Origin of the sequence: Methanobacterium alkalithermotolerans, from assembly GCF_018141185.1 — an archaeon.
GTDB classification, from domain to species: Archaea; Methanobacteriota; Methanobacteria; order Methanobacteriales; family Methanobacteriaceae; genus Methanobacterium_F; species Methanobacterium_F alkalithermotolerans.
Genome location: NZ_CP058560.1, coordinates 1744038 through 1766062, shown reverse-complemented (window position 1 = coordinate 1766062; position 22025 = coordinate 1744038). Strand labels below are relative to the sequence as shown.

Below are 22025 nucleotides of genomic sequence, written 5' to 3'. Positions count from 1 at the left end.
TGATTAGTTAAGTCCTGAAAAATATTAGTCTTTCCGGATTAATTTAATCTCAGGAGGAGTCACCACAATTATATTTTTACCATTTTTACAAAGAAGTATTGCTTCCACCCCTGATTCTACTCGAAGTGCTTTTAGTTTTTCGCCTGCTACTTGAAAATCTTCCGGACTTTCCTTTTCCAAATGGCTCAAATCCAGTATTATTGGATTTTTTTCCTCGAGTATCTGGCTTGTCACATAATCAATGTCATCAATAGTACGTGCTTTCATCAGAATAATTTCATAAAATGAATGTTCAGGAACTATAATAGAATCTTGTTCCTTTTTTTCTTCATTTTCTTCTTCTAGGCCCAGGTTTTTTTTAACAAAATCCATTACGTCCTTCATTTTTTAATCTCCCCTAGATAATTCATAATTACATCCAGTAATCTTGTGCATCCTCCATTTTTAACATCCACTGTTGGGAGAGAATATTTCGACTCATATCTCTTTAAAATCCCCTCTTCATCAGAATCTCTTAAATTTAAAGAAATCCCTAAAACACTGGTGGGCTCAACAGATTCTATGGCCTTTATTTCCTCCATAATGCCCCGGGGCTTACGATAGGGGTGGTTAGGACGATGGCATAAAATAGAAGCATCTGGTATGGATCCGATTAATATGGCTGCTGATAGTCCCCTAGGATGGGGATTTCCCAGTTCAGTTAAGCTGGCCTGGCTTTCCACAAAGATAATATCCGGGTCTTTTTTTTCTTCCAGATATTTAATTGAACCCATTAAAGAAGAAGCCACATCCATAACCGAAAGGCTTCCTGCCCGGAAGTTCAAGTCTGCCGGTTTTTCTAAGCCCATTTCATCTGTGGAGATTACTCCAACTTCTAACCCTCTTTCATGAGCTTCTTTACCCAATAAACGAGTAGTGGTCCTTTTTCCACATTCCTGAGAAGTACCTCCAATATAAATAACCGGAGATTTATGTTGATAATTAATTTTTGGTAAAATTTCAGTGCATTTAGAAGGAGCCATACCGAAAATTTTTTCAATTACATCCAGTCGGGGGCTGATCTCCTTTACAATTACTTTTTTCTGGTTGGCGAATTTCAAAAGAGAGGTGTTTTCCATAAGAGGAAGTGATCTAAATGAAGTTACCACATTCTTTCCACTATTTATAGCCTCCACCGCATATTTCAATGCAGAACCTTCTGCACCAATAGGAAGCATTATAGCTACACTCTTAGCTGAAGTTTCATTGAATAAATCTGGTAAATTAGAAGCTACCTGGAATCCGCAAAAAGATTTCCCATGTTTTTTAGGATCATCGTCGACAAATCCTACCGTTTCCACTCCTTCAAAATTAGAGAACTTTTCTCCTCCACCTCCACAACCAATAACAATAAATGGGTTAAGCTTTTGAAGTTCTTCAACAGAAGATACAACGTACAAAGAATCACTCCTTATTAAGTATTTGGTGAGATTAAATAGAAACTTTAATTACTTATTTATTTAATAAATGATTAAAGCATATATACTTTAGGTAAAATAATCAAGTTGTAGATGGAGGCAGATTATGATAGGAAGAATACTTAAAGATTTAGGTAGGATCAATGGAGTAAATGGATCTTTGGTTGTTGGAAAAGACGGTTTGATTATAGAAAGCGAAGTGCCTTCTGATATAGATTCGGAACTGGTTGCAGCTATGTCTTCAGCTGTTTTTGGTACAGCTGAGAGATCTGCAGAAGAAATGAAGCATGAACCTTTAGAACAAGTAATGATAGAGGGGAATAGAGGTAAGACTCTGATGATAGATGCTGGTGAAGGAATATTAGTGGTGATAACAGATATAGATATAAATCTGGGACTCATTCGTATTGAAATGAGGAGAAGTTCAGAAAGAGTAAAAGATTTATTAACTTAAAATTAAATTAATATACCTGAATAGTTTTTAGAAAATCTAAAGGAAGTAAAAGCTTGAAAAAGCCATATGTAATCTTGATAGGTAGTGCTTCTGGTATTGGAAAATCCACAATTGCGTCGGAATTGGCAAAAGAATTAGGAATAAAACATCTGATAGAAACTGATTTCATCCGAGAAATTGTCAGGGGGATAATTGGACCAGATTATGCTCCTGCTCTCCATAAATCATCTTATGATGCTTACACTACTCTAAGGCAGAAAGAAAAATTTGAGGAGAATGACGAAGGATTGATAAATGCTGGATTTGAAGAACATGCTTCTTTTGTTATTCCAGCTATTGAAAAAGTTATCAAGCGTGCCGTGGATGACTTTGATGATGTGGTTATCGAAGGGGTGCACCTGGTACCCGGACTCATAAATATTGATAAATTCAAGGATAAAGCATCCATACATTTTTTTATTTTATCAGCAGATGAGGATATCCACAAAGAAAGGTTCGTTAAAAGAGCCATGAAGATAAAGCGTGGTGGGAAACATCTGGAATATTTCAAAGAAAATCGAAGTATTCATAATTTCCTGGCTTCTCAAGCCCACAAAAATAATGTTCCAGTAATAAATAATACTGAAATCGGTTGCACCATTAAAAGAATGTTATCTATAATTAAAGAAAATTGTAAGGTTATTATTTTCAAGCACTCTGTAGATTTTCTAGAAGAAGTAATCAATATCATACTAACCAAATACAATGGAAGAATTGTTGATGTATCTTATTTCTTACCCGGATTCTCTGAACCTTTAAAAAGAAAAGTAAATATTTACGACCCTAAAGATGCCCAGAGATTCATTGATATGCTCAATAGTAACCCCAAAAGAAAAAATGATCTGGAAAGGTTATACAACCTTTCTGATAATATCCATAGTCATAAAATCTGTGCTCCAGATAAACAATCTCTGGATAAAATGATAAATGAGCTACGCAAAAAAGGTTTCATCTACGAGGGAGATTTAAGTAAAAGATAGTTTAAAAAAGCCCCATCCTTAAATTACTTACTTTTAATCTTTTATATTTTATTTTGATAGTTTATGATTTATTTACACATTTTAAGCAGATTATTATACCTAAAGAGGATATTTATTTAAGGAGAGGAGAAGATTGAATAAAATGAAAATGGATTGTCCAATTTGCCAGGGGCAAAAATGTATGGATGCCATTACCCGCACCGAAGAAGTACCTTATTTTGGGGAAATTATGGAGTCCACTTTACTATGTAGTTCCTGTGGATATAAACACTCTGATGTAATTTGTCTGGATCAAAAAGACCCGGTTAGATATTCAATAGAAATTGATTCCTCTAAATTAAGTGCTAGATTAGTTAAATCCCAATCAGCAACCCTTAGCATCCCTGAATTAGGACTTAAGGTTGAACCAGGCCCTAAATCATTGGGATATGTCTCCAATGTAGAAGGAGTAATTGATAGGTTCCAGAAAGCAGTGAAAACTGCCATGAATCTTTTTGAAGATGATGAATCCCAAAAAAATGCTAAAATAATTTTAGAAGAACTCCAAAAAGTACGAAAAGGAGAAAAAAAAGTAGAATTAATACTAGAAGATCCTTTTGGCCAAAGTAGCATAATGCATCAGGAAGCAAGTCATAGAAAGCTTGAAGAAGATGAAATAAAGAATTTAAAAACAGGTTTTTTTACTTTATCCCCTGATGAAATAGATAGCAGTTAATGGTAAGTGAAATAATTTTTTAAAAAGAAAAATATGAGATTTTATTCTGGAATCTCATAAAAGTCGTCGTCTTCACCTTCGTCATCAACTTCTTTTAATTTTAAAGTCCGTTTTACATCCATACTCAAGGCATTGCAATCTGCTTTAATAGCTTCTAAGTGCATTAAAATCCTTTCTTTTTCCTGATTGATTCTTTTTATATTTTTATAAGGATATATGGATTCTTTGAGCATTTCATATTCCACTGTGGTATAGGGATACTCATTTAACTGTGCACAAACATTTTCCAGAACTTCACCCAGGAATTTGTTCATTTCCACTTTAACCCGTTCCCGGATCATTTTATCCCGGTCTAAGTGTTGTTTCATGAGTCTTACTACTTCTGCTTTAGCAAAAGGCAAATCTTCTACTTCTTCTACAATTTCAATCTCTTCTTCAGAATCATCTATTTTGTCTTCATTTAACTCTTCAGAAGATTGTTCCCTATCTTCTATTTCTTCATTATTAAATTCTTGATCCTGCCTTTCATCATTAATTTCCATCATAGTATTCCTCCAAATTAGATTTTTCTGGTGATTATATAGGTTATGAATACGAATCTATATAAATATATTCTAAATTAAGTAAATAACTATAAATCTTTTTGCAGGTAATGGAGAGAAGTATTAGTAAAAAAGGTGGAACATGCATTAAAATCAATGCAGAATTTCCAAACTTAAATCCATACTGGGGGCCGAGTGGGTAATAAATCCCATGGAGATAACATCAACACCGGTGGCTGCATAATCCAACAGGTTATCGGGAGTTATACCTCCTGAAACTTCAATAATAATTTTATCTCTTAAATTATTTTCCTTTAATGCAGTTATAACTAATTTTACTTTATTAGGAGGCATGTTATCTAACATTACAATATCTACTCCCATATTAGCTGCTAATAATGCATCTTCTAAATTTTCAACCTCCACTTCAATTTTTTTAGTAAAGCTCACATTTTTTCGGGCCTTTTTTATGGCCAGGGACAAATCTCCTAAAAGTGCAATGTGATTATCTTTAATCAAAATACAATCATCCAATCTGAATCTATGGGTATCTCCCCCACCGAATTTTATGGCTGATTTTTCAAAAAATTGAAGTCCGGGAGTTGTTTTTCGAGTACCTGCAATTTTTACATTTTCATTAACTGATCTTGCTTTTTCAACCATTTTAGAGGTTAGTGTAGCAATTCCACTCATTTTCATCATTAGATTCAGTACAGTGCGTTCTAATGTTAGAATAGAGCGTGCACTACCACTTATATTTAATATTGATTCTCCTTTAGATATTATATCCCCATCCTCTTTATTAGAGGAACATTTTAAATTAAAATCCTTGAAAATTACTTTTGCAACATCAACACCAGCAATAATTCCACTTTGGCGAGATATTATTTCACTTCTGGCCTTAATTCCTGGAGATATAAGTGCATTAGTAGTTAAATCTTCGAAGCCAATATCATCATTAATCATCTGTCTTAGCGTATTTTTCATAACCATCGCCTTAAAGATTATATTATGCAGAAGATATAAACTTTTATGGTAAAAAGAATTTATAGAACTTATCTAAATTAGAGTAAGAAGTTTATTAAATCTCTTAAACGGAATTATAATAAAAAGCAAATTTAAAATAATTAAATACAGGTCAAGATTATGGAATTAATATTTTTAGGTACATCCTCTGCAGTTCCCTCTAAATATAGGAATCATTCAGCTATTGCTTTAAAGGCATTTGGGGAGATAATATTATTTGACTGTGGAGAAGGGACCCAACGACAAATGGTTCAACTAAAACTCAGCCCCATGAAGGTGAATAACATCTTTATCACCCATCTACATGGAGACCACATCCTGGGTATTCCTGGAATTATCCAGTCTATGGGATTTAGAGGAAGAAAAGAGAAACTTAATATTTATGGTCCCCCGGGCATAGCAATGGTTATTGATTCTATAATGAATCTGGGTTATTTCACCCTTAATTTTAATATTGAAGTTCATGAAATTGATGGAGGTATATTAATCGATGAAAAGGAATACGCTATTGAGTGTGCTAAAACAGAGCACAGTATTCCCAATTTTTCTTATTCAATTATTGAAAAGAAAAAGCCGCGCTTTTTGAGAAAAAAGGCTCTGGAGCTGGGTATAGAACCTGGGCCTGACTTTGGTAAATTGCATGCTGGCACCAGTGTCGAGGTTAATGGTAAAATTATTAAACCGGAAGATGTCCTGGGAGAACCCCGAAAGGGAATAAAAATCGTTTATTCTGGAGATACTAGACCATGCGATGCTTTAATCGATTTAGCGATGGATGCGGACATATTGATTCATGAATCAACTTTTCAAGCAGATAGCCCGGATAAAGCAGAAGAGACCTGCCATTCCACTGCCCAGGAAGCTGCAAATGTTGCCCTCCAGGCCAGGGCAAAGAAATTAATCCTGACTCATATCAGTACCCGTTATAAAAAATCTAAAATACTGGAGAAGTCTGCTAAAGAAATCTTTAAAAATTCTATGGTGGCCGAGGATCTCATGGTAGTGAAGGTGAAGTAAATGGAGGTAAATGGCCTTATTCGAGACATTGCTGTTATTGTTATAATCGTTTTAGTTTCCATTCTAATAGTCAGATGGTTTTATTTTTTTATAAAGAGATTTGGTAAGAAATTTGAATGGGATTTAACGGTTATTCAGGTCTTGCAGGATATCGTAAAATATGGGATAGGTATTCTGGCTTTAAGTGTTATTTTAAAAGAGATAGGAATTGATATTACTGCCATTGCAGTAAGTTTAGGAATAGTTGGTGTGGCAGTAGGTTTTGCATCACGGGATATTATATCTAACTTTATATCCGGGGTTTTAATCCTGATGGATAAAAGTTTTAAAGTAGGGGATACCATTGAAATATCAAATCAAAAGGGTAAAGTAACAAAAGTAGGATTTAGAACCACCACCATAACTAATCCCAATAACAGCGTTATAACCATACCTAACTCCTCTTTTTCCAAAAATCCCTACTCTAACTACACTTCAATGGATCGCCGAAGAGTGGATTTGAATGTAACAGTTTCCTATAATACTAATCTGGAAAAATTGGCCAGTGCCATTGAAAAGAGAATATCTGCCTTTCCCTGGGTTTTAACTGAAGAAAAACCACAGATGATGATAAAAGAACTTTCAGATGTAGGTGTAAAAATATTAATCACTGCCTGGACTAATGATCCATGGAAAACATCTAAATATCGTTCTTTAATGGCTGAAGAGATAAAGAAAATTTTAGGAGAAGAAAATGCGTAACTCCCGCTTGATTTCTGTAGTCATAATCCTGATATGTCTGTTAGTATGCTGCAGTATCATTATGGTTGCCTATAGTGATTTTAATAAATTAAAAAGTTCACAGGCCCGCCTGGAACATTATAAAAATGCACCGCGGGATCTTTTAGATCCAGATATTAGTCCCCAGGCAGAATCTCGAGCAGGGGGTTCCACCATCCTGGGCAGGCTCATTATACCCCGCTTAGATTTGAATGTCATGATCCGAACCGATACCGTGAATGCTTATAACTCTGTTTACCACTACACCGAAAGTGTTATGCCTGGAAGTAATGGAGATTGTGGGCTTTTAGGACATAGAACTACTTATTCTGGCCCTTTCAGACATATAACAAGTTTGAAAGTGGGAGATACGGTTATTATACAGGATGAAATTCTCTCCAAAAAATATGTTTACCAGGTGGTATCCACCGGTGATGATATACGCTGGGATTACCGCACCAATCCTGTTAAGTTTTCCCAAGACGGAGAACCCCGTTTAATGTTAATAACCTGCCACCCGGCAGGAACCAGTAACGCGGCATGGATAACTCACTGTAAATTAGTATCTACTTCAGAGCTCTAAAAAAAATAGGGGGCCATCAACTCCACTATATTATATTTATAAGTAGTCCACTCCATATACTGTAAATAAAAATAATATATCATATGATAATTATGGCCTATTTATCACGGAATATTATAATGCCCGGCAGGTATTGAAATGGATTACTCCGCTCTTAAAAATAAATTAGAAAAAAAATTGAGTGTTCTTAAAAAAATTGAGGGTGTGGAAGGTACTTTAGTTGTGGATAATCAGGGAGATACATTATACAGTGACCTGCATGCCCAGGATGATTCCCTTTTTGGATCAATGGCTAATATTATAAGTAATTCCTCTCTTAAATTACTTCAATACACCCGGCAGGGTACTGGGGAGAGAATACTGGTAGAATCCTCCCAGGGAAAAGCACTTTTTTTGAGTTTAAAAAAAGCACATTTACTAATTTTAACCAATAAAAAGGCCAGTATAGGAAGGGTGATGTTAACTTCCAAAAAATTGGCCTTGAAAATACAGGAAATGCCTGAGATTAAATCATTGAAATTAACAACCACCCCTAAAGTTGAAGAAATCAGCACAGCTCCGGTAAAATCTGAAGATGCGATTTCTTCTGTGGATGAAAAAGAATTAATTTCTTCGCCGCCGGTTAGTGTTAAAGAGTCCGATATTAAAGAAAAAACAGCAGTTCCCGGGGGAGATGATTTTACTGCTTCTCAATCTAAAATAGAATCCCCTGTTTCTGATGAAGAATTAATGGAAAAGGAAATGGTAGAAGATAAATCTATTGAGGAATATTCCAACCTTGTAGAAACTTCACATAAGGTGCCTGTTGAAAAAACAAGTATAACTGATACACCTATCCAAACTACAGAAGATAAAACTATAGAGGCCGAATCTAAGTTTAAAGAACCAGAAATTACAGAAGATGCCTCGATTGAAATTGAAGAAAAAGAAGTAGTTATGGATATACCGGTAATAAAACCACCGATATCATTTCCAGAAATGCCTGATGAGGTAGTAATACCTTTAGATTTGGAAGAAAAATCAGAGTTAATTATAGATATATATGAATCAATTTTGCTGGCCATGTCCATTGGTGCTAGTAAAATTATGGGAGTTTCCCCTGCCCGGGGGATGTTAAAAAAATCATTACCTCTGGATCAATGTCCTGAACTTCTTGAGGATGTGGATGTTAAAAGTAATTCTGTTTTAGAATTTGATAAAATAAGAAAAAATTTAGAAAAATATCCTCTTGAAAACCGGGTGGAAAACTCGATCAATGATTTATCCATCTTGATTTCTGCCATTACCGATAACTATGGCCGGGTAATGGGATATGATGCATTCCGGGGTATGATACGGGTGGAATTTAAAAGAATTTATGAATCCTATGGAGTGGCTATGGAAGAATTGGATATAAAATCTAAAATCCATCCAGAATTAAAAGAACTGCTAATTAAATAAGAGTTATTTTGATATCAATTAAGAACAAATAATTCTTCAGAGTACTATTTTTATTGAAATATTTTTATAGTATTCCCCTCAAATATTAATTAAATATTTTTTAATAATTATCAATCATACATTCTTGGATATTGTTTCCCATATTCGATCTTTTTTGTCGGAATATTTTAGGTAGGGATAAAATGCTGACTGATTTACAAAAAGAAATACGTTATCTTAAAGAAGAAAAAAATGGCATAATACTTGCTCACAACTATCAACCACAGGAAATACAGGAAATTGCTGATTTTATAGGTGATTCACTGGAATTATGTATTAAAGCTTCAGAAATTAAAGACAAAGACCTGGTGGTTTTCTGTGGCGTGGATTTTATGGCAGAAACAGCGGCCATTTTAAATCCATTAAAAAAAATAGTGATTCCTGATAAAAATGCAGAGTGTCCCATGGCCCATATGCTTCCGGCAGCAGAAGTTCGCAAATACAAAAAAAGATATCCCTCTGCAGCAGTAGTTTTGTATGTTAATACCCTGGCAGAAGCCAAGGCAGAAGCAGATGTCCTTTGTACTTCTGCTAATGCACTTAAAGTGGTGGAAAGCCTGGAAGAAGATACCATTTTATTTGGACCAGACCAGAACCTGGCCTGGTATGTGGCCCAGCAAACAGATAAAGAAATAATTCCCATTCCGGAAGAGGGCCACTGTTATGTTCATAAAATGTTCACCCCGGCAGATATATTATTCCAGAAAGAAAAGTATCCTGAAGCCGATGTTTTAGTGCACCCTGAATGTAATAAAGAGGTTCAAGAATTAACAGAGAATGTTCTAAGTACCGGGGGAATGTTAAAACACGTGAAAAAATCCTCTAAAAAGGATTTCATTATTGGCACCGAAGTGGATATGGTAACCCGCATAAAAAGAGAACATCCTGAGAAAAATCCCATGCCTGCCTTTGAGGAAGCCATATGTGAGAATATGAAACTACACACCCTGGAAAAAGTTAAAAATTCACTTATCAATGAAGAATTTGTGGTGACTGTTCCTGAAGAAATTGCACAAAAAGCATTAAAAGCCGTGCAAAGGATGCTGGATATATCCCTGCGTTGAAATTGTATAGGAGAATAATAGGGGTTAAATTGATTCAATTATTCTAAAAATCCCCTGAATCTAATTTTTTTAAGAAGTCAGTCCTATAATTTTATTAATTCATATTTTTTGGTTCCCATGCCAATTTTTTCAGCATATTCCAGCTGTATTTTCCCATCCACTTTATCCCAGGTACCTTTAAATTTATCTTCACCTTCTAGAAAGTTCTTTTTTAGAAGAGAATTTTTAATACCAATCTCCTGGTTCACCAGATCATAAGAAGCAGAATCGATGGCCACCGGGTCTTTAGAAGCTAAAATTCCAATATCGGGAACAAGATATGCGTCACTCCAGGGCACACAATCACAGTGAGGCGTTATATTAAGAAGAAAATTGAAATATACTGTTTTTCCATTTTTATTTTGAAGGGCGCCTAGGGCATATTCCACCATTTTTTCCATGAATAAAGGAACCTTATTTTCCCAGTCCAGATCTATAGCTCCATATTGGCAGGATCCCAAACAATTTAAACAATAAATACAGGAGGGATAATCAATAAATGCCCTGGAATTTGATGTTGAATTTTTTTTGCTATTATTAATAATCTGAATACAATTTTCAGGACATGCCTCCGTACAATCACCGCAGGCCACACATTCATCCCCTATAATAGGTCGGGTCATTTTATGCTGTTCTTTTTTACCTTCAATGGTAGCACAGCCCATGGCCAGATTTTTTAGGGCTCCTCCAAAACCACAAAGATCATGGCCCTTGAAATGAGAAACAACCATCATGGCATCTGCATCAAAAATATCTCCTGCAATTCTAACTTTCTTGAAATGTTTCTGATTAATTTCAACCATTCTTTCATTTTTACTGGTAAGTCCGTCTGCAATTATAAGCGGTGCACCGGCTACTGCATAATCAAAACCATTTAAGACGGCATTTTCAATATGATCACAGGAATTATGCCTATTCCCATAATATAAAGTATTAGTATCTGTTAAAAATGGTTTTGAACCATTTTCTTTAATCATGTCCACAATATATCGTATAAAAACGGGATTTATGTAGGCATCATTACCCCGCTCACCAAAGTGAAGTTTAACAGATACCAGTTCATCCTTTTCAAATATTGATTTAAAGCCTGCTTTTTTAAATAAATTTATTATTTTATGGCCCTTATTATCCTCAATGCTGCCTGATCTAAAATCAGCAAAATAAACTTTTTCCATAAATATACCCCCTGCACCCCTTATTAGTATTTAAGATGACTACTTTGTAGATTCTTATGTATTTATTATTAAAAAAATTGTTAGGGATAGGCTTTATGGTAATTTTCTATGGCAAAGTAGTATCTGGAAAGTTCATCCTCCAGGTGGGAATAGTGAGGATATTTACTTTTTATTATATTCCAGAAAATCGTATTATGTCCAAATTCAAGTAAATGTGCCATTTCATGATATATTATGTATTTTATAAGATTTTCAGGCAAATATTTCATCATCTTATTGAATTTTAGATTTCCATCCCTATCACAGCTTCCCCAGCGAACTTTCATTTTTCTAAAGCCTATTTTTCCAGGGATCACACCCATTTGATAAGCTATAGCACTTATCTCAGATTCAACTAAAATTTTAAGTTCTTCTTCTGTCCGATCATGAAGTTTTTTAGTATGGGAAGAGTTAATAATGGATATTTTATTATAAATCCATTTTTGGTGCTTTTCAATTAATTCCTGGTGATTATTATAACCATGGGGCAAAATTAGAATCAAATTTCCTGTTTTTATTTCCAGACGAGGGTATTTAATCTTACGATAAACTACCTGGTAATCAACCTCAATATCTGCAATTTCTACTTTGTTTTTCATTTAAATCAATAAATCAGGGTTTTCTGGTTCATCTATTGCGTATTACTATCTTTAAATCAAATAGATTAATAAATAAGTTTATTTGTATCAAAAATAAAATAATATCCTATAAACTTAATTATGAAAAAGGGGTTATTTAATGTTTTTCAATGTATCAGGACACGAAGTTAAAGTTGAAGTAGAGAAAAAGAAAGTTTTTCTATCAAAACACTCCGAAAGGAAACTTAAAAAATTTAAAATTCACTTCCAGGTCTATAATCCTCTTAAAATACCAAAAACGGTCACTTCCATCGATGATAAAAAAAAATGGAATGTCATTGATTCCTATCGTTATTATACTGAAGGTAATCCGGTGGTTCGATATATTTTTGAAATTGAGGAAATAGAAGAATTGAATATCCGTGTTCTACACCTTGGTGAACTCCAGATTAAACCAGATTATTATCAAGAAGAAATTGATGAGTCCGCAGACATATTACTTATTAAAGCCGGATTGATTTTAGATAACCAGCAATGGGAATATCTGAGTGATTTATATAAAAAAGGACCAGTCACCATTAAAAGAGAAGGAATTTCTCTTAAACCTAAAAAAATGATATTTAATAGGTTAATATGGTCTCAAAAAAGTAATAATGAGATTAAATGTGCTTTATCCCTGGTTGAGGATAAGGTTAACCATTATCGGCAGATGCTAGGATCCAAAGTAGAAATAGAAAATCTGAAAAAAGTGGCATCTTTCAATCAAGGAAGTATAGCTGCCCTTATTGAAATATTAACTGAAAAAAAGATTTTAAATGATCAAGATCTGGAAAAAATCAATAAAATGCAGAAAACCCTGCCAGATGATCTCCAGTATATCCAGGTAGAAGATTTAGATGATTTTCTAAAAAAATATAAAATATAAAGAGGCATTGTCCTTTTAAGGATTAGAGGTAAATATGAAAATAATTGCCCATAGAGGCGCTTCTAATTTAAAACCAGAAAATACTCTGGCAGCTATTAAAAAAGCCATAGAACTAAATGCAGACTGGATAGAAATAGATATTAGAATTACTAAAGATCGAAATCCAGTGATAATTCATGACCCTGTGGTGGATAGAACCACCAATGGGCAGGGGATAGTAAAGGAGATGAATATATCTGAAATTAAAAAGCTGGATACTGGTGGTGGGGAAGCTCCGCCTCACTTAGAAGAGGTTCTGGAACTGGTTAATGAAAAAATACCTTTAATACTCGAATTAAAAGTTCCTGATTCATTTCCAATTATCTCCAAATATTTAAAAGATTATGATTTAGAGAAGATAATGTTTGCCTCTTTTTATCATAAGCAACTTTTAGAAATTAAAAAAATTGGATCTGAAATAAAAACAGGGGCTATTTTTTTTGCTGGTCCAGTTAAATCACATGAAATTGCCTTAAATTGTAAGTGTGAATATATTTTTCCTCACAAAGATTTTGTAGATGTTTCAATGGTGAATGAATGCCATGAAAATCAGATAAAGTTATATCCCTGGGTGGTGGACCATTCTAACGAACTAAAAGTATTAGGGGAGAGGGGAGTGGATGGTATTGTAACTAATAGAATTGAGAAATGGGCTAAAGGATACTGAAATAAGATTTAATTAAGTTTCAGATAATTATGTGGAGGTTTTAATATGGAAAATGAAGAAATAATCCGGTTATTGAATATTGATTTTGTGCATGAACTGGAAGCTACCATGATTTATGCTTACAATGCATTTATTATCCAGGACTGCGATGCCAGCCGGGTTACCGAGGCCATATCAGTAGATGAAATGAGGCATATGTGGTGGCTTGCAGACTTAATTGTAAAAAGAGGAGGCAAACCCACCATGCAACATAAAGAACTTAATTTTGAGGAAGATGATTTAAAAACCCAGTTAGAAATACAAATTCAAAAAGAAACCGAGGGAATTGAGGAATATTCTCGTCAGGTAGAAATAATAGATGATCCCGAAGTTGTGGGAGTTCTTAAACATATAATTGATGAGGAAAAAAGGCATCGGAAAGAATTTAGAGAGCGTTTGGATAAATTGGGATAATTTAATCCATTGCATAAATTAAAGCATTATTTGAGCCATTAAAATTACTAATGGCCATAGAATAAATTCAAAATCAGCCAGGGTAGAAGATAAAAATATTAAGTTACCATCTTCTGCTTTTCTAGACTTTTTTAGATAATAGGCAGTATAAAAATAAAATACTAGCATAATGATAGCATAAGGATGTATAAAGCCCATATAGATGCCTAAAAATAGAGGAAAGAACGCTAAAATATTTAAAAAGTTCAGAAAAGAAATCGTTTTATCCTTCCCACATAATACGGGTAAAGTTCTCAATCCCTGCTTTTTATCTGAATTTATATCCTTTAAATCAAAAAAAATAACATTCACCAAACATTTTAAAAAAATAAACGCCATTAATAAAAAATAGCTTATTTTAATTTCGCCCAAGTTATAGATTAAAGGAAAAAAAGAACCGGCGGCAGCCCATATAAAAGCTGTATAAAAATTCTTAAAAGCTAATATTTTACTGGTTAAACTCTTTAAAAAATAGTTATAAGCCATTCCCAACAATATTAATGCCAAAATAAAACCAATAAGATATATGTTTGCATATAATATTAAAAGAAATACCAGTATAATGGCATATATTAAAAGTATAAAAGGGTATAATCTGGCTTTATTGCTCAAATGTAGAGTTCTTTCTATATTTGTTTTAGAATCTTCTTCTAGATCTTGATAATAATCATAACTATATACAATAAGAGGTATAAAATAAGATATAGCCAATAACTGGAGAGTAATATTAGAATTTGTAATTAAAGAGACTGTTAAAACAAAAGAAGGAGCAACTAGTGCTGCTAAATATCCTCCATAAATTATTTCGTTTTGTATAGTTTTCAAATATTTTGCAGCAGGATTTTGTGTATTTTTGGCAAGTATCATAATAACACCATTAATACTTATTATTATAGTTATTAATATATTTTAATTTTATAGGAATAATGGGCTTTAAGAAAATTAATTAAATAATAAGATACTTACTTATAAAAGGTAAAATTCAATGATTATAAATAATTTTTCTACAAGACCGCTTTATGGAGAGCAATAATGAATCCTTATGCTTTAATTTCGTTTTTAGCATTCATATTATGCTTTTTCTTAGGTAATTTTATTTATCATAAAAATACTGAAAATCAATTAAATCGTTGGGTAGCTGTTTTATGTATTTTAGTAGGATTTTTAGCTTTTATTGAATTTGAATATAGGCAAGCACCTACCTTAGAAAAAGCATATTTTTGGTTGAATTTAAGCACGTTATGGCCATTTGTGCCTTCTCTTCTTTTGCACATATCTCTAATTTTTACCAAAAATAAAATATTAAAAAATAAAATTATCTATATCATTATTTACTTGCCCGCATTAATAATATTCTTGCTAGGATTTAATACTGATTTACTTATTGGCGGTGCCTCACAACAATACTGGGGCTGGACTTATGAATTCCCTCAGAATCCATTATTATTTAATTTAATGAGCATATGGACTCTTTTTGCAGGATTTACAGCCGGAACTCTATGTTTTATCTACTACCTGAAATCATACCATTTAAAAAGATTACAGGCCAAATATATCTTTACGGGACTTTATTTGCCTTTAATAGTAAGTTTAATCAGTGACCTGGTTTTGCCGGCCACCTCCCTGCGGGTGCCAGAAATGACCATGGCCATGTCCACGGTGGGCATTACTTTTATCAGTTATGGAATCTGGAAGCATAAATTTCCGGCCCTTACCTCGGCGGTAGTAGCAGATAAAATAGTTTCCACCATGTCCAATTTTTTATTGATTCTGGATCAAAACCGTAATATTTTAACGCTTAACCAGGCAGCAGCAGATATTTTAGAGTATGAAGAACAGGAACTGGTGGGAAAACAAGGCGATATAATCTTTGCTCAGAAAAATGGCCTTGCATCTTTACTAAAATCAACAATAGATAGTGATTTATCCTCCCTAAATTCCCTGATTAATAAGGAAAGTCAACTTAAAACAAAAAAAGGCGAAATTATACCAGTTATACTATCATTATCTCCCATAGTTGACGAAAATTCTGGTTTAATGGGCATAGTATGTATTGGTAGTGATATTAAAGACTTAAAAAAAGCTGAAGATAAAATAAGAACCTCTCTGGAAGAAAAAGAAGTGCTTCTCCAGGAAGTTCATCACCGGGTTAAAAACAATCTGCAAATAATTTCCAGTTTGCTTAATTTACAAAGTAGGTACATTCAGGATGAGGGAGACCTGGAATTGTTCCGGGATAGTCAAAGCAGGGTTAAATCAATGGCAATTATACATGAAAAACTATATAAATCCAATGATTTTGCCCACGTAGACTTTAAAGAGTACATATCTAGTCTTACGGCTTACCTATTCCATTATTACTCCATAGACCCGGATATAATTAAGTTAGAAGTGGAAGTGGACAATCTAATGCTGAGTATGGATACGGCCATTCCCTGTGGTTTAATTATCAATGAACTGGTAAGTAACTCCTTGAAATATGCCTTTCCACCAGGCAGGGAAGGAAAGGTAAGTATAAAGCTCCAATCTAAAAATGATCAGTTTCTTCTGGAGGTGGCTGATGATGGTGTGGGTTTACCTGAAAATCTTGATTTTAAAAAATCAAAAAGTTTAGGATTAAGATTAGTATTAAGCCTCACCAGCCAAATAAATGGAAATATAAAGCTTATAGATGATTCAGGCACTAAATATGAGATTAATTTTTTTGAAATAGAATATAAAGATAGATTTTAATTAAATAGAATATAATTTAGGAGTAATTAAATTATTTAAGTTCCCTCAAAATCTTTTCTTGAATCTTATGGCGGATATCTGAGGATATATTTTTTGGGGGTCGGGGACGCATATATCCAAAAAAGGGATCCTGGAAAATCACGCCCTCCAGTTCTACTTCATGGTTATAGCGTGGAATAAAATGCCAGTGCAGATGCGGTTCCAGGGTATCTTCCAGATAAAAAGAGTTCATCAAAGTTCCCCAGTTGAACATGGTGGCATTAAATGAATTTTTTAAAGCACACTCCAGCTTATTTACCAGCTCTACGAAATCTAACCATTCTTCAGGAGTTACATCACTTAAAAATTTTTCTTTTCTTTTAAGAGCAATAACACAGGTCCCTAAATTGCTTTGATTAGGGGCTAAAAAAACAATCCAGAAGGGACTCTCCCATAGAAAATCACCGAAGTTATACTCTTCCAGTTTAGAACAATAGTCACATCCCATGCTATTAGATTATCCTACCCGGCATAAAAATTTAGTTATAAGACCATCATCATAAATAGTAACATTATATTAAAAAGAGGCAGGAGCTAATCAATGCCAGAATTACCTAGTGTAGAACTATTCAAAAGGTTTTTTGAGGATAATGGCCTTTATCAAACCATAATAGATGTGCAGGTATCCAGTCCAGAAATACTATTTAATATTAAAAAAGACGCATTCCAGGAAGCTTTAATTGGAGAAAAATTTGATTCAAGTTATCGCTATGGCAAATATTTATTTTCCTCCTTTAAAGGAAACCAGGACCTGGTAATCCATTTTGGAATGACTGGTTTTTTAAGATATTACTCTAAAGAGGATAATCACCATAAACACGACCGTATCTCTTTTATTTTTGATAATGGAAGAATTATGTCTTTTAATGATCCTCGAAAATTTGGTAAGGTGGGAATAGCTTCCCCAAGGGATTTAATTAGAGAAAAAAAATTAGGCCCTGACGCCCTGCACCTGGATTATCCTTTATTTAAAAAATTATTCCACAATAGAAAAGGGGCACTTAAACCATTGCTCCTTAATCAAAAATTTATTGCAGGAATTGGTAATTTATATGCCGATGAAATACTTTATCAAAGCAAGTTGCACCCTCTAGAAAAAGCAAACCATCTGCAGGAAAATAATCTAAAGAATCTCCATGAAAATATGGTTAAAGTATTAAAAAAAGCCATAGATTGTAAAGATAGCCTCTCTAATTTTCCTCAGGAATATCTATTGGCACACCGTTACCCCCAGGGGGAATGTCCCCATGGAGAAAAGCTGGAAATCATTAAAGTGGGTGGTAGAACAACTTATTATTGTCCTCATAGGCAGAAACTATTTAAATAATTTTATGTGATTAGATGAGCCCTATACTGGATAAAAAAAGTTCTTTGTATATCTTAACAGTGGTTATTTTAGGGGCTTTTCTGATTCCCTATACTGGTTCTTCCTTAAATGTTTCCCTGCCCAGTATTGGTAGAGATTTCGGCCTGGATCTGGTTATCCTGAACTGGATACCTACGGTATTCATACTGGCCAATGCAGCTTTAATACTTCCTTTTGGTAGATCAGGGGATATATTTGGTCGTAAAAAAATATTCACTATAGGGATTTCTATTTTCACCTTATTTTCATTTTTAGCCGCCGTCACCCCTTCAGCATATTTTCTGATATTTTTTAGTTTCATGCAGGGACTGGGTTGTTCCATGATTTTTGCCACAGGAGTGGCCATACTCAGTTCGGTGTTCCCCTTAGGGTCCCGGGGAGAATTTTTTGGCATATATGTTACATCGGTTTTTATTGGGCTCTTTTCAGGTCCGATTTTAGGGGGTTTTTTAACTCAAAATTTTGGTTGGAGAAGTATATTTCTCTTTAACATACCCCTGGGATTAATTATAATATTTTTGATATATGCCCGGATAAAAACCGATTGGATAGGATCCCGGGGAGAAAATTTTGATATTAAAGGGACATTAATTTATATTCCTTCTGTAATTTTTATATTATATGGATTTACCACGGTTTTTACGGTGTTGGGGAAAATTTTAATTATTTCCGGGGTTTCCGGGATTCTATTATTCTTAAAATTAGAATCATCTGCAGAATATCCTATACTCCATCCTCAGATTTTTAAAAAAGCAGTTCCTCTTTTATCCAGTGGGGCGAGCCTTCTATTAAATACCTCCACTTCCGCAGTTTGGGTTCTAATAAGTCTTTACTTGCAACTAATCCAGTCCATTTCTCCCCTTACCGCCGGTATAATATTAGCCATACAACCACTATTGGTGGCTATTATCTCACCCTTTGCAGGCAGATTATCAGATAAAATTGGTGGAGCCCCTTTATCATTAATAGGAATAATTTTAACTGTTCTGGGTCTTTATATGGCCACTTTTCTGAAAGTAGACACCTCTATAATTTTTATTATAATTCTGGGTGTGATTTTAGGAGTATCCAATGCACTTTTTGCTTCCCCCAATACCAACACCTTCATGGGGTCAGTAGAAAACAGGTATTTTGGTTCTGCCTCGGCCACTTTCTCCACCATGATATTCTCGGGACAGTTATTGAGCATGGCCATTGTCCTTTTAGTCTTTTCCAGTTTGTTAGGTGGTATGGAAATTGATCCTTCTGAGTATGCTCAATTTATGTTATCTTTAAAAATTACCTTCAGCATTTTTACCATTATATGCATCCTGGGAACCATATTGATCTTCTTAATGGTATTAAAATTAAAATCTAAAAAAAATTAAGGATTTAATAAGGAATTTAATTCTAACTCAATACTTTTTACCACTGCTTCTGGAGTTTCATCTTCCCAGGGTTCCAATTTTTCAAAATAACGCTTAAGATAAACCTTATTATCTTGGATTATTAGTTCATAATCTCTCAGATAGGGGGAATATTTATCCTGGAGGAGCTTGAGTTCCTTTAAATTTAAGTCAATAAAAAAGGTAACCATCCATCCTTTTGAAATTTTTTGGAGATCTTCCTGGATTATCTTCAAAATAATGCCTCTAAAATCATTTTAGTCTTCCTGGAGAAAGCTGGATAAGAATATATTCATTTCTATTTCTTCCCGGGAGATAAAATCTTCCATTCTTATTTGTGCTTCATCAGATCCCAGAGGGAAATATTCAGGAGGATGATAGATGGTAATTAATAAGTCATCTGAATCTTTTTTAATCTCTTCTTCTAGTTCTGATAATAATTTTTCTAGTGAAGATTTATCTAATTCAGATACCCTGTATTGAACATAATTAAGTTTTTTATCCTCATTAAATCCAGAGTCAATTATTTTTACCTTCAATTTAAATATCCTCCTTGCCGTTTGATAGTACATCTATTTTTCTATAAAACCCTTTATTTAGCCAATTGAATCTAAAATTGAGTTAAAAAATCCCCTATTTCTTTTTCTATCTTTACTATTTCATGACTACCTACATGGCCCAATGGAGAATCATAAATTACTAATTGGGAATCTTTGATTTCTCGAGAAAGAGGTATGGCATCGTATTCAGGAGGGAAGTATTGGTCCTGATTTATGGCAATTACCATGGTTTTGGCCTTAATTTTATCAAGTTCCCCTTTTAAGTTATAGGCCATGGCCGCCTTATTCCTCCAGTAGATATCATTAGCATCACTTAACAGTCCTTCCTGTCCCATTTCTGCCATGGAATTAATTATATCTTGATTGGATACCTGTGATTCATAATAATCCCTGGATAAACCAAAAAGGTACATGAATTGAGATGCAGCAGAGGTAATGCGGGGATTTTTTACATAATTTCCCTGGTTATAGTCCGGGTCCTGTTCTATAAGAGAATTCATGTAATGGAATATGGCAAAATTCCATCCTTTAGATTGATAGGATGATACCAAAGGGATAATGAAGTCCATGAAATCCGGGTAAAGAACTCCCCAGGTTAAGGCCTGAAAGCCACCCATGGAGTTTCCAATAACTCCTTTAAGGTGTTTTATAGAGAAATTTTCTTTTAAGAATGAATATAGAAAATTAACCATATCATTTACACTGTACCGGGGAAATTCAAAACCCCGGCTACTATTAGAAGGGGCAGCTGATTTTGGTGAACCTAAAGCACTGGGAGAGATTAAATAATATTTATTGGTATCTAAAGCTTTGCCCGGACCAATTATATCTTTTAAGCGTTTAATTGACGAATAATCCCCGCTCCAGCCATGCAGATATACTATGGCATTGGTTATGTGGCCCTCTTCATCTTTAATAGGGGTTCCTAAAGTACAGTATTCCACTCTAAGTGAGGAAAGTATTTCTCCTGATTCAAATCTGAAATTATTAAGTTCATAGTACTTTGCTTCTAAATTTTCTATCATTTTATCCCTTAAAATTCTATATAAATTAAAATTTATTTAAATAAGTTCCACTTCATCTTCAAAAACGTGAATACATGTTACCGGACATTTTTCAGCAGCTTCAACACTACATCCCAGCTCTGGTATTTCTTTTTTTTGAATATCTCCCTCATTTTCAGAATCTTTAATCGAGGATAGTCCATCGGCAGCCATTTCCCATATATCTGGACAGGAATCAACACAGCTGCCACAGGATATGCACATTGCTCGGTCCATTTCTATTCTATAGTTTGTCATGAATATTCACCAGGTATAATTCTAATTCTTTTTTATCTATGGATTTAATTAAAATTAAATTTATTCCCTCTGTTTTTTTTGAAAAATTTATAAATATCTCCATTTAAATCATAACTAACATAATGAAACTCAAGAATTTAAAATTTATATTAAAGGAGCCATTTAAATGCTTACCGGTAAAGAAGCTTTAGAATTGCAGGAAAAGTTAATTATCATTTACAAATACATCTCCCAGGAAAGGTTAATGAAGAAGTTTTATTTAGATGGTTTAGAAGATAGCCTTACCTCCCCTAAGATGGATAGTAATCTGCTGGTAAAAAAATTAATTCAAAAAGAAGATGCCCCTGAAATATTAAAAGAGTCTATACTGGCTTTAGAAGAAATTAAAGCCCGATTCAATATATCAGAAAAAGCAACTGATTTTGAAAATATAATAAATCAAGAAAATCTAGATTACCTGTGCCGGAGATATGGCCTTAAAGACTGCCGGGAAATAGAAAAATTGGATTTATCAAAGCTTATAAATGCAATTTAGATCCCCGGGTTAATTATTTTTTTTTAAAAAAAAGTGA

At 33.8% G+C, this 22025-nt stretch carries 27 protein-coding genes; 15 read left to right on the top strand and 12 right to left on the bottom strand.

Features of this window, described 5'->3' with window-relative positions; translation table 11 throughout:
- Nucleotides 1-24: 24 nt before the first annotated feature.
- Both HYG87_RS08700 and HYG87_RS08695 read right to left on the bottom strand, forming a co-directional pair.
- Entirely contained in the window at nt 25-384 is a 360-nt protein-coding gene (locus HYG87_RS08700; protein WP_211532787.1) for a cell division protein SepF, read from the bottom strand.
- The gene (locus tag HYG87_RS08695) at nt 381-1439 is read right to left on the bottom strand and encodes a DUF1611 domain-containing protein (RefSeq protein ID WP_211532786.1); all 1059 of its coding nucleotides are present in this window, start codon (nt 1437-1439) and stop codon (nt 381-383) included. Before HYG87_RS08695 ends, HYG87_RS08700 begins: the two co-directional genes overlap by 4 nt.
- 124 nt (nt 1440-1563) lie before the next feature.
- On the opposite strand from HYG87_RS08695, the gene HYG87_RS08690 reads away from it, so the two are divergent.
- The 3 genes from HYG87_RS08690 (at nt 1564) to HYG87_RS08680 (ending at nt 3645) form a co-directional block, all read left to right on the top strand.
- A complete protein-coding gene (locus HYG87_RS08690) occupies nt 1564-1911 on the top strand; it encodes a roadblock/LC7 domain-containing protein (RefSeq protein ID WP_211532785.1) in 348 nt (115 codons plus the stop codon).
- A 53-nt stretch (nt 1912-1964) separates the two neighbouring features.
- Nucleotides 1965-2930 (top strand): 3H domain-containing protein, encoded by a 966-nt coding sequence (locus HYG87_RS08685; RefSeq protein ID WP_211532784.1) that lies wholly within the window; start codon nt 1965-1967, stop codon nt 2928-2930.
- 142 nt (nt 2931-3072) lie between these two features.
- Nucleotides 3073-3645, top strand: coding sequence for a ZPR1 zinc finger domain-containing protein (locus HYG87_RS08680; RefSeq protein WP_211532783.1), 573 nt, complete (start codon nt 3073-3075; stop codon nt 3643-3645).
- Nucleotides 3646-3686: 41 nt separating this feature from the next.
- Here the strand turns inward: HYG87_RS08680 and HYG87_RS08675 are convergent, their stop codons facing one another.
- Both HYG87_RS08675 and nadC read right to left on the bottom strand, forming a co-directional pair.
- Nucleotides 3687-4187, bottom strand: a complete 501-nt coding sequence (locus HYG87_RS08675) for a hypothetical protein (RefSeq protein WP_394357454.1) — start codon at nt 4185-4187, stop codon at nt 3687-3689.
- Between the two features lie 153 nt (nt 4188-4340).
- On the bottom strand, nt 4341-5174 hold the full coding sequence (gene nadC / locus HYG87_RS08670; RefSeq protein ID WP_211532782.1) for a carboxylating nicotinate-nucleotide diphosphorylase: 834 nt from the start codon (nt 5172-5174) through the stop codon (nt 4341-4343).
- Nucleotides 5175-5333: 159 nt separating this feature from the next.
- Here nadC and rnz point away from each other — a divergent pair, with 159 nt between their 5' ends.
- The 5 genes from rnz to nadA all read left to right on the top strand — a co-directional run bounded on the left by rnz (nt 5334) and on the right by nadA (nt 10115).
- Entirely contained in the window at nt 5334-6230 is an 897-nt protein-coding gene (rnz, locus tag HYG87_RS08665; RefSeq protein ID WP_211532781.1) for a ribonuclease Z, read from the top strand.
- Nucleotides 6231-6971, top strand: a complete 741-nt coding sequence (locus HYG87_RS08660; RefSeq protein WP_211532780.1) for a mechanosensitive ion channel family protein — start codon at nt 6231-6233, stop codon at nt 6969-6971.
- Complete coding sequence (locus HYG87_RS08655; RefSeq protein ID WP_211532779.1) at nt 6964-7572, top strand: class E sortase; 609 nt, start codon at nt 6964-6966, stop codon at nt 7570-7572. Before HYG87_RS08660 ends, HYG87_RS08655 begins: the two co-directional genes overlap by 8 nt.
- 138 nt (nt 7573-7710) lie before the next feature.
- Nucleotides 7711-9012 (top strand): roadblock/LC7 domain-containing protein, encoded by a 1302-nt coding sequence (locus tag HYG87_RS08650; protein ID WP_211532778.1) that lies wholly within the window; start codon nt 7711-7713, stop codon nt 9010-9012.
- A gap of 182 nt (nt 9013-9194) precedes the next feature.
- A complete protein-coding gene (gene nadA / locus HYG87_RS08645) occupies nt 9195-10115 on the top strand; it encodes a quinolinate synthase (protein WP_211532777.1) in 921 nt (306 codons plus the stop codon).
- Between the two features lie 83 nt (nt 10116-10198).
- On the opposite strand, the gene HYG87_RS08640 is transcribed toward nadA, so the two are convergent.
- Together HYG87_RS08640 and HYG87_RS08635 are read right to left on the bottom strand one after the other, a co-directional pair.
- Nucleotides 10199-11329: a DUF362 domain-containing protein gene (locus HYG87_RS08640; RefSeq protein ID WP_211532776.1), complete on the bottom strand. Its 1131-nt coding sequence runs from the start codon at nt 11327-11329 to the stop codon at nt 10199-10201.
- A gap of 80 nt (nt 11330-11409) precedes the next feature.
- Nucleotides 11410-11967 carry a M48 metallopeptidase family protein gene (locus HYG87_RS08635; RefSeq protein ID WP_211532775.1) on the bottom strand — a complete coding sequence of 186 codons (558 nt, stop codon included), beginning with the start codon at nt 11965-11967 and terminating at the stop codon, nt 11410-11412.
- Between the two features lie 139 nt (nt 11968-12106).
- Between HYG87_RS08635 and HYG87_RS08630 the strand changes: the two genes are divergently transcribed.
- The 3 genes from HYG87_RS08630 to HYG87_RS08620 are packed head-to-tail and all read left to right on the top strand — an operon-like array spanning nt 12107 to nt 14030.
- Nucleotides 12107-12871: a hypothetical protein gene (locus HYG87_RS08630; RefSeq protein ID WP_211532774.1), complete on the top strand. Its 765-nt coding sequence runs from the start codon at nt 12107-12109 to the stop codon at nt 12869-12871.
- A gap of 34 nt (nt 12872-12905) precedes the next feature.
- Complete coding sequence (locus HYG87_RS08625; protein ID WP_211532773.1) at nt 12906-13577, top strand: glycerophosphodiester phosphodiesterase; 672 nt, start codon at nt 12906-12908, stop codon at nt 13575-13577.
- Nucleotides 13578-13622: 45 nt separating this feature from the next.
- The gene (locus HYG87_RS08620) at nt 13623-14030 is read left to right on the top strand and encodes a ferritin-like domain-containing protein (protein ID WP_211532772.1); all 408 of its coding nucleotides are present in this window, start codon (nt 13623-13625) and stop codon (nt 14028-14030) included.
- 18 nt (nt 14031-14048) lie between these two features.
- On the opposite strand, the gene HYG87_RS08615 is transcribed toward HYG87_RS08620, so the two are convergent.
- Nucleotides 14049-14936 (bottom strand): UbiA family prenyltransferase, encoded by an 888-nt coding sequence (locus tag HYG87_RS08615; protein WP_211532771.1) that lies wholly within the window; start codon nt 14934-14936, stop codon nt 14049-14051.
- A gap of 165 nt (nt 14937-15101) precedes the next feature.
- Between HYG87_RS08615 and HYG87_RS08610 the strand changes: the two genes are divergently transcribed.
- Entirely contained in the window at nt 15102-16802 is a 1701-nt protein-coding gene (locus HYG87_RS08610) for a histidine kinase dimerization/phosphoacceptor domain -containing protein (protein WP_211532770.1), read from the top strand.
- Between the two features lie 31 nt (nt 16803-16833).
- Here HYG87_RS08610 and HYG87_RS08605 read toward each other — a convergent pair whose 3' ends face one another.
- Nucleotides 16834-17289 carry an HIT family protein gene (locus tag HYG87_RS08605; RefSeq protein ID WP_211532769.1) on the bottom strand — a complete coding sequence of 152 codons (456 nt, stop codon included), beginning with the start codon at nt 17287-17289 and terminating at the stop codon, nt 16834-16836.
- Between the two features lie 93 nt (nt 17290-17382).
- On the opposite strand from HYG87_RS08605, the gene HYG87_RS08600 reads away from it, so the two are divergent.
- Nucleotides 17383-18168: an Fpg/Nei family DNA glycosylase gene (locus tag HYG87_RS08600; protein WP_211532768.1), complete on the top strand. Its 786-nt coding sequence runs from the start codon at nt 17383-17385 to the stop codon at nt 18166-18168.
- 14 nt (nt 18169-18182) lie between these two features.
- Nucleotides 18183-19574 carry an MFS transporter gene (locus HYG87_RS08595; protein WP_211532767.1) on the top strand — a complete coding sequence of 464 codons (1392 nt, stop codon included), beginning with the start codon at nt 18183-18185 and terminating at the stop codon, nt 19572-19574.
- Here the strand turns inward: HYG87_RS08595 and HYG87_RS08590 are convergent.
- The 4 genes from HYG87_RS08590 to HYG87_RS08575 all read right to left on the bottom strand — a co-directional run bounded on the left by HYG87_RS08590 (nt 19571) and on the right by HYG87_RS08575 (nt 21453).
- Entirely contained in the window at nt 19571-19828 is a 258-nt protein-coding gene (locus tag HYG87_RS08590) for a hypothetical protein (protein ID WP_211532766.1), read from the bottom strand. The two genes, HYG87_RS08595 and HYG87_RS08590, sit on opposite strands and share 4 nt — an antisense overlap.
- A gap of 21 nt (nt 19829-19849) precedes the next feature.
- Nucleotides 19850-20131, bottom strand: a complete 282-nt coding sequence (locus HYG87_RS08585; protein ID WP_211532765.1) for a DUF5750 family protein — start codon at nt 20129-20131, stop codon at nt 19850-19852.
- Between the two features lie 71 nt (nt 20132-20202).
- Nucleotides 20203-21177, bottom strand: a complete 975-nt coding sequence (locus HYG87_RS08580; protein WP_211532764.1) for an alpha/beta fold hydrolase — start codon at nt 21175-21177, stop codon at nt 20203-20205.
- A gap of 36 nt (nt 21178-21213) precedes the next feature.
- Nucleotides 21214-21453, bottom strand: a complete 240-nt coding sequence (locus HYG87_RS08575) for a ferredoxin (protein WP_211532763.1) — start codon at nt 21451-21453, stop codon at nt 21214-21216.
- Nucleotides 21454-21619: 166 nt separating this feature from the next.
- Here HYG87_RS08575 and HYG87_RS08570 point away from each other — a divergent pair, with 166 nt between their 5' ends.
- Entirely contained in the window at nt 21620-21988 is a 369-nt protein-coding gene (locus HYG87_RS08570; protein ID WP_211532762.1) for a hypothetical protein, read from the top strand.
- The last annotated feature ends 37 nt before the right edge of the window (nt 21989-22025 follow it).